This is a genomic window from Sphingobacterium suaedae (assembly GCF_042684625.1).
In the GTDB taxonomy this organism is placed as follows: Bacteria; Bacteroidota; Bacteroidia; order Sphingobacteriales; family Sphingobacteriaceae; genus Sphingobacterium; species Sphingobacterium suaedae.
This window is the reverse complement of record NZ_JBHULR010000004.1, coordinates 309412-320264: the sequence shown is the minus strand read 5'-3', so window position 1 is coordinate 320264 and position 10853 is coordinate 309412. Positions and strand designations below refer to the sequence as shown.

The window sequence follows — 10853 nt, the reverse complement described above, 5'->3', positions numbered from 1 at the left end:
GTTGATAAATAAAAAGCCCGATTGCACGCAATCGGGCTTTTTTATGTAATGACCAGTTATAAATAAAGATTGGTTAACAGGAAATTCAATTGCTGCTCAGTGCTCCAATCTCCGACACGCATACGATCGCGCAGGAAAACTTTCAGTTCCTCCCGTGTCATCGGCTTATCTTTTTTCTTACCTAAATCGGCAGATATTTGTGGCTGCGTAAAATCCACCTTTGTCGCATAGATATTGTAATGCTGTTCAGGAACAACCAAACCGAGAATCATGCCTGGTAATCCATGAAATGCGCCAGGGCCTGATGACAGCGGAATATCATCGGTATAGAAAGCGACTACAAAAACTGAATCCAATACAACACCATTTGCCCGCCGACAATTATATCCGGCAATTGTTCTATACTCGTCAGTAATTTTCCATTTAACCTGTAAAAGCGAGTCAACTGTCAAAATATTTGACCCCACATATTCCGCTACGCTCTTGAACGCCCCATTATGTTGATTCTGGTAATAGACCGTTGAATAATCAAAACCAAACCAAATTAGGTTTCGCATGACTCCTGTTAACTCCTCTTTTACAGGCTCGTATCTTGACTCATCCCCTTGAAACAGTAATTTATTTTTGAAAATGTAGGTATCAGGTGCTTTTCCCATAAGTTGTTCCACATATGTCCGATCAAATCCATCATCCTTAGATAAGGACATCTGCCGTTTCATGAAATTTTTCACATGCACCGTTTTTTCATAGTGAATAATTCCTGCCTCCGGAAAATAAGCATACTGCGCGTAAGTTAAATGCAACAAAACAAACGCGAACACCGTGAATATCAGTTTCATTTTCATTATTCTTTTCCTCCTTTCATGGATGTAAAATCCCAACTTACTTTTAACATAAAATAACGAGATATCGTATTATAACGATCCTGAACCAGTGTACTCGCATTTTGCTGCCGGGAGAATCCAATATTTTGGTTAAGCGCATCATTGACATAAAATTCTACCGTCAACGACTCATCTTTAAGAAATTTTTTATTAACCCCTGGTCGCCACAGTAACCGTTCGATCTTGTCGTCAAAAGCAGCTGTCGCAGCTTGATACATGTAATTCATATTGGAATAAATTTTCACTTTCCAAGGCAGATAGTATTCTACATTCATTTGCGAATTGTATGTAAATCCATTGCTGCTTAGATCAGGTTGAAAGGAATTTTTTAAGATATTGAATCCGGGTGAAAAATCTAATGAAAAATCTAATCCTTTCTTCGTATTTCTATGAAAACCGAGCGACGCGGAAACATTGAAGTTATTATTTTCACTTAGATTTCCATTAATATAGTTAAAATAATTATTATAGGTTCCGTCGGCGCCAATATTGACTCGCACTTTTTGTTTCTTCAGGAGATCCCGTCCAAAATTACTCCAAAGACTGATTGTATTTGCCACACGGTCTAAATTAGCATAAGACAATATCTGCATACCATTAGGTTCGATAGTAATATTTTGTTGTATGTTATTGAAGCGTTGCGTCCAATTCAAATTAACATAACCATATGCATTTTTCAACATGTTATACGTGTTATAATTCAGATTATACGTATTGCTTTGTGAAGGCCTGAGATTTTCATTTCCAACGACAATGTTTAAAGGATCTGTGTTTTGCCGCAACGGTTGAATCTGAGTCAACGATGGCAAGGCATTATTTCGGCTGAATCGGAAGCCCAAACCCTTTGTCTTCGAAAATTTATACCGCATGTAAAATGTAGGATTGTAGGTAAGGAAACTCCGCTCCAAGCTCATGTCTTCGTAGTTGTTGATCTGGTACATTTTGTCGTCGCGGATGTTATTGGTCAAATTTGCATCAATGAGATCAGAACGATAATTCAACGATAAGTTGGCCGCATGTCTAGTGGTGTTAAAGTCGAAATCATTACTAAACTCCCGATCAAGTTCGATATATCGGTCACTTCCATCAGCACGATTAAAAGAACTATTGACCGAAGAGGACGCTCCTCGCGTGAATTCATACTGTGCCGTACCGGTCAACCTCTTAGTAATGGGCTCCGAATACGCCAATGATGTGCGCACATTCGAACTTGTAGAACGGAGCTCTTTTCGCTGATCAATTTCCATAAGACTATCCTGTGCATAAAAATCTGTTCTGGATCTTAGGAATCCATCTCCATCAGTCTCATTAAAATTCCCGTTTATGCGCAAGGCAATTGAACGCCCCTCTTTCTTCAACTTTCTAGTCAGATAAGCACTATAGTCCATCGATTGATTATCTGACTCGCTTTTCTGCGCGTTAACATTCTTATTTAAGTCATTCCCCTGGCTATCCGAAACGATCGCGTCAGTGGATTTATCAACCTCCGATTTGCCTTTGGCAGCACCGAGCGTCATGGTCAATGTCGTAGCCGAGTCTATTTTAAGATCGTAACGTCCGTTAAAACGGTGTTTCTGGTTTCGAGTGAAGCTCGCTTTATTTTCTACGGAATTTTGCACAGACTCCTCGAGATTTCTTTGAGTAATCGTATTCGAGATTTCGTCATTTTCAATAATCCCGAATTTGTAGTTCATGTTCAGTTTATGCTTGGATTCCTTCCAGGCGTCAGCATATGATACCCCTGTATTAATGGCCCGTGGACGCCCCCTTCCGTTCCAATAATCCATGTTGTCCCCGGTCCAACTAAAATAAACAGACCCATCATCAGATACTTCGGAATTCATATTCGAAAAGCCAAATTTTTCACTATCCTGCCAGTTCAATGATACCGTGCCGTCATTAGATGTTATACCAAAAAGACCGATCTTTTGGGAGCCATTAAACTTATTTACAGCCATCGTCCCTGAGTAATATCCATTGTCCTTATCAGCTCCTCCACCTCCTTCGAGCTTCCCGAACATTCCTTTTTTTGAATCTTCCTTTAGTTTTAAATTGATCGTTTGTATACGTTGTCCATCGTCCACACCAGTACGTTCCGCTTCCTCCGACTTCTTTTCATAAACCTGTACCTTGTCAACCATATCGGATCGCACGTTGCGGGTCACCAACGTAGGATCATTCCCGAAAAACTCTTCCCCGTCAACCAAAACTTTCTCTACAGTCTTCCCTTGGGCAGTAATTTTCCCGTCAGCATCGACGGAAATACCGGGTAATACGTTCAATAAATCTTCTACTTTGGCATTCTTTTCTACGGCAAAACTAGAGGCGTCGTACTCCGTGGTATCCCCCTTGATAACTACTGGAATTTTTCCCGTTACCATGACTTCTTCGATCAGGTTACTGACACTAGTCAGCCCAATTTGTCCCAGATTCAAATCGACATCTTCGTTGATTTCCTTATAATACGCTCCAAACTTTGGATAGGAAGCTATTAATAGGTAAGGAATAGTGTCTGGCTTGGTCAATACGAATTTACCGCTTTCGTTGGCTCGGACAAAATCCACAAGAATAGAATCCTTTGCCTGCAACAACATAATCGTGGCATTCGTGAGTTTGGTGGTCTTGTCTCCCTCGTCTACAATTTCGCCCGTGATCTTCGTTTGCGCATACAAACCAAAACATCCCAAGACGAGCATGAAGGAAAACAACAGGGTTAGTCTCTTCATAAATCGGTTATTCTAAAATCTAATATTTCTACGAAAATATCATAATTAAACTCAACCTCAAATCTGATTGAAATATTTAACATTTCTTTAACACGATCACAGCACATCGAGAGGTTGGTTTATCACACAAATTATCAGTCGCTAGAAATACCGAAATGTTACAGTTAAAAAAATTATAATTGGTAGCTTTGTCAAAAACACAACATTATGCAAACAATAAAGGAGTACGTTCAGTCACATAAAGAGAGGTTTTTAGACGAATTATTCGCATTACTACGTTTTCCATCCATCAGTGCCGATCCGCAATACAAAGACGATGTACTGAAAACAGCAAATTTTGTCGCAGAAAAATTACAAGAGGCAGGTGCTGACAACGTGGAAGTTTGTCCGACCGCCGGCAATCCTATCGTGTATGGAGAGAAACTGATCAACCCCTCATTGCCTACGGTATTGATCTATGGTCACTATGATGTACAACCCGCAGATCCATTGGAATTATGGGACACCCCGCCGTTCGAACCGACGGTACGCGATGGCAAAATCTACGCGAGAGGTGCCGCTGACGACAAGGGGCAATTCTATATGCACATAAAAGCATTTGAATATATGATGCGTAACAACGCCCTATCTTGCAATGTCAAATTCATGATTGAAGGAGAAGAAGAAGTCGGTTCGGCCAATCTTGGTACTTTTGTTAAAGAGAACAAAGTGCGCCTTCAAAATGATGTAATTGTTATTTCAGATACATCAATGATCAGCATGGAGCAGCCTTCCTTAGAGACAGGGCTACGTGGGCTTTCCTATGTAGAAGTCGAAGTAACTGGACCAAATCGGGATCTGCATTCCGGTGTATACGGAGGAGCTGTTGCCAATCCGGCGACCATTTTATCGAAATTGATTGCTTCTCTCCACGACGAAAATAATCACATCGCTATTCCTGGTTTTTATGACGATGTCGTCGAGCTAAGTCCTGAAGAAAGAGCTGCGCTGAATCAGGCACCCTTTGATATCGAAACCTATAAGTCTGATTTAGGTATTGAAGATGTTTGGGGAGAGAAAGACTACACCACTATCGAACGGACCGGTATACGACCCACCCTGGAGGTAAACGGAATATGGGGTGGATATATTGGCGAAGGAGCTAAAACCGTATTACCGGCCAAGGCTTTTGCAAAGATTTCTATGCGTCTTGTTCCCAATCAGGATTCGAACCGAATCACCGAACTGTTCAAAAAGCATTTTGAGAATATCGCTCCTCATTATGTTAAAGTACATGTGAAACCGCATCACGGTGGAGAGCCTGTTGTAACGCCTACAGATAGCATCGCATACAAAGCTGCAGAAATGGCATTGGAGGAAGCATTTCTTAAAAAGCCTATTCCAACACGCGGAGGGGGATCAATCCCAATCGTCGCTTTATTTGAAAAAGAACTTGGGGTAAAAACGGTATTGCTGGGTTTCGGACTAGATAGCGACAACCTGCATTCTCCAAATGAAAAGTATGGCATTGCTAATTATTTAAAGGGTATCGAAACCATACCATCCTTTTTTAAATATTATGCGGAATTAAGCAGGTAGTACGACAGAGCCCACTGACCTCTCTAAAGGTTATCAGTGCGCTGCGGATCTGCAAACAAAATGAATCCATCTAGAAAAACTTTTAGATGGATTTTTCTTTCATGGACACAGAAAAAACATTTTTACTCAAAACGTACTGGTGCTATGATTTCTTTTTAACGGAAATCTTGTAAGTTTGAATATGATTAAAGCATGGAGAAAACTGCATCTATACGCCTACTTCGCTTCCGTCCTCTTTTTTTTCTCATTAGGCTACCCGCTTCTCTTCTTTTATGCACTTGATTATCAAAAAAATTATAATAAAATTGTATCGCTGCGGCGATGGATAAGCTTAGCAGGTATTTACGCCGTCGGCATACGGATAAAGGTCGAGTTTGAACAAAATATAGATTGGTCAAAAAATTATGTTCTTTGTCCAAACCATACTTCTTTTTTAGATATTACCGTGTTGAACTACCTCTGCCGCACCCCTTTCTCGTTTATGGGAAAAGTTGAATTACTCCGTAATCCCGTGACGGGTATATTTTTCCGAACCATCGACATCCCTGTAAAAAGAGACAGTAAAATCTCTTCGTTCAAAGCCTACAAACGAGCGATAGACCTGTTGGGACAAGGAAAATCTTTAGTCATTTTTCCAGAAGGAAAAATTGATAATCACTACCCCCCTGTACTGCACGAATTTAAATCAGGCGCCTTTAGACTGGCCAGTGAGAATCAGATGCCTATTTTGCCAATTGTCATCCAAGATGCATGGAAGATCTTATGGGATGACGGAAATACATACGGATCAAAACCAGGAACAATACACGTCAGGGTATTGGCACCTATACAAACAACAGACTACGATCAGAAAAAACACGTATCATTAGAAGCTCAAGTTTATGATAAGATGAAAGAGGCTTGGGATATGTGTAATAAATCGTAACTTAAGGCCTGCTATAACCAAGAGCTCATGGAGGATAATTATTTAATTCAAATTGAAGATATCGGACGTGAATACGTAATCGGTTCGGAAAAGATACACGCGCTTAAATCCGTCTCCTTGACCATAAAAAAAGGAGAGTTTGTCGCTTTAATGGGCCCCTCTGGATCCGGAAAATCAACACTGATGAATATTCTAGGTTGCCTGGATACTCCGAGTAAAGGTCAATACATATTAAACGGGATCAACGTTTCGGATATGAGTGAGAACGAACTAGCAGAAGTCCGCAATAAAGAAATAGGCTTTGTTTTTCAGACGTTTAATCTACTCCCTAAGAGCACGGCTCTAGAAAATGTAGCCTTACCACTCATTTATGCCGGTTTTAACAAGAAAAATAGAGAGGAGCGAGCGCTTCTTGCCTTAGAGAATGTGGGGTTGGGAAATCGCGTAGACCACAAACCCAACGAACTATCGGGGGGGCAACGTCAACGTGTGGCCGTAGCACGTGCCTTGATCAACGATCCGTCCATCATCTTAGCAGATGAACCAACCGGAAACTTAGATACCAAAACATCGGTAGAAATTATGGGATTGATGGAAGACATACATGCTAAAGGTAATACCATTATCCTCGTAACACACGAAGAAGATATCGCACAACATGCTCACCGAATTGTTCGTATGCGTGACGGCCTCATTGAGGACGATTACCTGAATCCACACGTCAAATCCGTCATACCGCGTCTAGACGCCCTTAAAGAAAAAGGATCGGATTTCGAAAGTATGTGATAATGTGTGCTATTCCTCACCTTGAAGACCCGGATAAACATCTCCGATCGACTGTATATAATATTTTATTTCACTATCTATCAATACGTTATACTCAAAAAAAATTGATAACATTCTTTTGACTTGATTTAGTAAATAATAATGTTATTTTTGCGAAAAATAGCAACTTAAATTATTAGATATGTATTGGACACTAGAACTCGCATCACATTTGGAGGATGCACCTTGGCCAGCAACTAAAGATGAGTTAATCGACTATGCTATTCGTTCTGGCGCTCCTGTTGAAGTGATTGAAAACCTTCAAGCTTTAGAAGATGATGGAGAGCCTTATGAAAACATTGAAGAGATTTGGCCAGACTATCCTACCAAGGATGACTTCTTTTTCAACGAAGACGAGTATTAATTGACATAAAAACGCCTCTATGAGGCGTTTTTTGTATAGGAAGATTAATCCTTTTGGATATAGAATTGTCTGATCAAATATACCTTATTCGATATGTCGAGAACGTTGATCATCTTTTTTCTAATCCCGTTTTTTGCAACTACCGGAAACGCACAAACATCTTCTGTGCAGGAAACCGATATTAAACGGATACAAGCATTCATCCGTGATATCGCCGACCCAGCTATACGCGCTGATATCATCTTAAGTCAGCACGTGTTGATTGAAGAGACAGACACCCACGAAGGATACGACTATTTGGAAGCTAGTATCGAAGAAATTCGGGTCAACCTACAGACGAAAAATATAAATGACATCCACTACATCCCTTTCCACGAATTACCAAAACGAGAAACGCGGGACATCGATCCTGAAGGTAAACCAACAAATCGAATGTACTTTTTACAGTACAAAAATAGACAGATGTTGGCGATCTACGTGGCACAGGATAAAATTGCTTCATTTACGTTAGTTTCCAAAGGTGATAAAATCGCACATTTCGTGACTTATTAATTTTTTAAACAAAAATTTGCACTTCCTTCATAAATAATAGATATTTGTTAGTAACAAAATAGTATGAACGAGTCGATGATCGCAAAAGCATGGTGGTGGCGCAACTGTTAATGTTGTGGCAAAAACCTATTGCTTGAAAATTGTATATCAAAAGATAGTGGGCTTGCCTGAAGAGGCAGGCCCTTTTTTATTATAGTTTAATAGATTATGAAAGAGATATTAGCTCATTTATTTGAGTATAAAACATTCACGAAAGACGAAGCCTATGCTATACTCACCAATATAGCTACAGGCCAATATGATCCACATCAAATTGCCGCGTTTATGACAACATACGGTATGCGAAGCATTCGCGTCGAAGAACTAAGTGGCTTTCGCAACGCTATGTATGATCTCTGTGTGAAACTTGAATTTCCGGGATATGACCTCATCGATCTATGCGGGACTGGGGGCGACGGAAAAAATACGTTCAACATCTCGACACTCGCCTCTTTCATTGTGGCTGGAGCTGGCTATCATGTTGCTAAACATGGCAATGTGGGCGTATCTTCCGGTTGCGGATCCTCCAACGTTATGGAATATCTGGGATACACATTTACGAACGATCCGGACGAGCTACATCGGCAGTTGGATGAAGCACATATCTGTTTCTTACATGCCCCGCTTTTTCATCCCGCTATGAAAACTGTGGCACCTATACGAAAAGCTTTAGGCGTAAAAACGTTCTTCAATATGCTAGGTCCACTCACAAATCCAGCGAATCCAAAATTTCAATCCGTTGGTGTATTTAGCTTAGAACTTGCACGCCTGTACAACTACTTATACCAGGGAGCAGACAAGAAATACAGCATTATACATGCACTCGATGGGTACGACGAAATATCTTTGACCGGCGACTTCAAAGTAATCAATAACGAAGGTGAACGTTATTACAAAGTCGAGGATCTCGGATTCTCGACCGTCATAAGCGATGATCTCGCAGGCGGGAATAGCATCGAAGAGGCCGCTAAAATCTTTCACTCCATTATTTCTGGCCAAGGAAACGATAAGCAGAACAACGTGGTGTTGACCAATGCGGCTTTTGCCATTAAGACAATCCATCCAGAAAAGACGTTTGGCGACTGTTACTATGAAGCGGAAACCTCTCTTTTGGGCAAAAAAGCGTTACAAAGTTTTAATAAACTAATACATGACTAATACTACGCTGAAAGTCAAGGTATGCGGCATGCGCGATGATACAAACATACAATCGTTGGCCCAGCTGCCCATTGACTATATGGGATTCATCTTTTACGAAAAGTCCAAACGCCATGTCGACCATCTGCCTTATATTCTGCTCCCTCCTACCATAAAGAAAGTGGGTGTTTTTGTCGACGCGTCGGAAACATGCATATTGGACAAAATACAAGCCGGTATAGAGGTGGTGCAACTACATGGACAAGAGCCCCCGGCTTTGTGCAAACAACTTCAGGAATCCGGTGTAGAGGTGATCAAAGCATTCGGAATACATTCAACCGTCGATTGGACAAAATTGGCCGACTATCAACACGCTGTCGATTATTTTCTTTTCGATACAAGCGATCCGGAACATGGCGGCACGGGGCGAGCATTCGATTGGAATCAACTTAAAGAATATCAATTGCCTGTTCCTTATTTTCTAAGCGGAGGCTTAAGCCTGGAAAATCTTCCTGCTGTACTACAATTGGCCGACCATCGATTAGTCGGAGTAGATCTAAATTCAAAATTTGAAACAGCGCCTGCTTTAAAAGATATCAACCAAATAAAAAAAGCACTGAAAATTATCAATCATGAGTAAATATCAAGTAAACGATAAAGGATATTACGGCCCTTTTGGAGGGGCATACATCCCTGAAATGCTCTATCCCAACGTTGAAGAGCTGCAAAAAAAATACTTGGACATTATGCAAGAAGAGAGCTTTCTTCAGGAATTTCATGCGTTGTTAACGGACTACGTTGGCCGGCCCTCTCCTTTGTATTTCGCCAAGCGCCTTTCCGAACGATATGGCGCGAATATCTTCCTGAAACGGGAGGACTTGAATCACACAGGAGCACATAAAATTAACAATACGATCGGTCAGATTCTATTGGCAGAGCGCCTGGGCAAAAAAAGGATCATTGCAGAAACGGGCGCCGGACAACATGGTGTAGCCACCGCGACCGTATGCGCGCTAAAAGGTTTGGAATGTGTCGTGTACATGGGCGAAATCGACATTCAACGACAGGCTCCTAACGTCGCACGTATGAAAATGATGGGAGCTAAGGTGGTTGCTGCACAATCTGGTAGTAAAACCCTGAAAGATGCGACCAACGAAGCCCTTCGCGACTGGATAAACAATCCGGTGGATACACATTATATTATCGGTTCTGTCGTGGGGCCACACCCCTATCCAGACTTGGTAGCTAGATTCCAGTCCATCATATCCGAAGAAACCAAAAGACAACTTCTGGAGAAAACCGGAAGCAGCTTGCCCAATTACGTACTCGCTTGTGTTGGCGGGGGATCAAATGCTGCAGGTATGTTTTATCATTTTCTGAATGATGAAGAGGTCAAATTGATAGCTGTGGAGGCCGCCGGACACGGTATAGATAGCGGAGAGTCCGCTGCTACAACAGCGCTGGGCAAAGAAGGTGTATTACATGGCAGCCGCTCCTTATTAATGCAAACCGACGACGGACAAGTCGTAGAGCCTTATTCTATTTCTGCCGGTCTCGACTATCCGGGAATTGGCCCACAACATGCTTGGCTCTACAAAAGCGGACGAGGACAATATGTCAGTATCACCGACGCCGAAGCCATGCAAGCAGGCTTATTACTGACACAACTAGAAGGTATTATTCCGGCGATCGAAAGTTCACACGCTCTGGCCTACCTGGAAAAAATGACCTTCACAGGTAACGAAAATGTGGTGATTTGCCTCTCTGGACGAGGAGACAAAGACTTAGATAACTACATGAAATATTTCGGATTTTAAGATAAA

The 10853-nt window shown here is 41.4% G+C and carries 10 protein-coding genes; 8 read left to right on the top strand and 2 right to left on the bottom strand.

All coding sequences use genetic code 11. The features are described 5' to 3' along the window. Positions 1-56: 56 nt before the first annotated feature. Together ACFSR5_RS10915 and ACFSR5_RS10910 are read right to left on the bottom strand one after the other, a co-directional pair. Entirely contained in the window at positions 57-839 is a 783-nt protein-coding gene (locus ACFSR5_RS10915; RefSeq protein ID WP_380903640.1) for a GLPGLI family protein, read from the bottom strand. Between the two features lie 5 nt (positions 840-844). Beyond that, positions 845-3610 (bottom strand): outer membrane beta-barrel protein, encoded by a 2766-nt coding sequence (locus ACFSR5_RS10910; RefSeq protein ID WP_380903638.1) that lies wholly within the window; start codon positions 3608-3610, stop codon positions 845-847. 207 nt (positions 3611-3817) lie between these two features. Here ACFSR5_RS10910 and ACFSR5_RS10905 point away from each other — a divergent pair, with 207 nt between their 5' ends. The 8 genes from ACFSR5_RS10905 to trpB all read left to right on the top strand — a co-directional run bounded on the left by ACFSR5_RS10905 (position 3818) and on the right by trpB (position 10847). Next, a complete protein-coding gene (locus ACFSR5_RS10905; protein WP_380903636.1) occupies positions 3818-5188 on the top strand; it encodes a dipeptidase in 1371 nt (456 codons plus the stop codon). 181 nt (positions 5189-5369) lie between these two features. Next, positions 5370-6113 carry a lysophospholipid acyltransferase family protein gene (locus ACFSR5_RS10900; protein WP_380903634.1) on the top strand — a complete coding sequence of 248 codons (744 nt, stop codon included), beginning with the start codon at positions 5370-5372 and terminating at the stop codon, positions 6111-6113. Positions 6114-6140: 27 nt separating this feature from the next. After that, complete coding sequence (locus ACFSR5_RS10895) at positions 6141-6899, top strand: ABC transporter ATP-binding protein (RefSeq protein WP_380903632.1); 759 nt, start codon at positions 6141-6143, stop codon at positions 6897-6899. A 181-nt stretch (positions 6900-7080) separates the two neighbouring features. After that, positions 7081-7302: a DUF2795 domain-containing protein gene (locus tag ACFSR5_RS10890; protein WP_002996718.1), complete on the top strand. Its 222-nt coding sequence runs from the start codon at positions 7081-7083 to the stop codon at positions 7300-7302. 93 nt (positions 7303-7395) lie between these two features. Further along, a complete protein-coding gene (locus ACFSR5_RS10885; RefSeq protein ID WP_380903630.1) occupies positions 7396-7854 on the top strand; it encodes a hypothetical protein in 459 nt (152 codons plus the stop codon). 207 nt (positions 7855-8061) lie between these two features. Next, on the top strand, positions 8062-9051 hold the full coding sequence (trpD, locus tag ACFSR5_RS10880; RefSeq protein WP_380903628.1) for an anthranilate phosphoribosyltransferase: 990 nt from the start codon (positions 8062-8064) through the stop codon (positions 9049-9051). Continuing rightward, positions 9044-9670: a phosphoribosylanthranilate isomerase gene (locus tag ACFSR5_RS10875; RefSeq protein ID WP_380903627.1), complete on the top strand. Its 627-nt coding sequence runs from the start codon at positions 9044-9046 to the stop codon at positions 9668-9670. Before trpD ends, ACFSR5_RS10875 begins: the two co-directional genes overlap by 8 nt. Continuing rightward, positions 9663-10847, top strand: coding sequence for a tryptophan synthase subunit beta (gene trpB, locus ACFSR5_RS10870; RefSeq protein ID WP_380903626.1), 1185 nt, complete (start codon positions 9663-9665; stop codon positions 10845-10847). Before ACFSR5_RS10875 ends, trpB begins: the two co-directional genes overlap by 8 nt. The last annotated feature ends 6 nt before the right edge of the window (positions 10848-10853 follow it).

Coding starts and splice junctions, on each gene's coding strand:
- ACFSR5_RS10875 (WP_380903627.1), top strand. CDS start 9,044: ATGACTAATACTACGCTGAAAGTCAAGGTATGCGGCATGCGCGATGAT.
- ACFSR5_RS10885 (WP_380903630.1), top strand. CDS start 7,396: ATGTCGAGAACGTTGATCATCTTTTTTCTAATCCCGTTTTTTGCAACT.
- ACFSR5_RS10910 (WP_380903638.1), bottom strand. CDS start 3,610: ATGAAGAGACTAACCCTGTTGTTTTCCTTCATGCTCGTCTTGGGATGT.
- ACFSR5_RS10915 (WP_380903640.1), bottom strand. CDS start 839: ATGAAACTGATATTCACGGTGTTCGCGTTTGTTTTGTTGCATTTAACT.
- ACFSR5_RS10895 (WP_380903632.1), top strand. CDS start 6,141: ATGGAGGATAATTATTTAATTCAAATTGAAGATATCGGACGTGAATAC.
- ACFSR5_RS10900 (WP_380903634.1), top strand. CDS start 5,370: ATGATTAAAGCATGGAGAAAACTGCATCTATACGCCTACTTCGCTTCC.
- trpB (WP_380903626.1), top strand. CDS start 9,663: ATGAGTAAATATCAAGTAAACGATAAAGGATATTACGGCCCTTTTGGA.
- trpD (WP_380903628.1), top strand. CDS start 8,062: ATGAAAGAGATATTAGCTCATTTATTTGAGTATAAAACATTCACGAAA.
- ACFSR5_RS10905 (WP_380903636.1), top strand. CDS start 3,818: ATGCAAACAATAAAGGAGTACGTTCAGTCACATAAAGAGAGGTTTTTA.
- ACFSR5_RS10890 (WP_002996718.1), top strand. CDS start 7,081: ATGTATTGGACACTAGAACTCGCATCACATTTGGAGGATGCACCTTGG.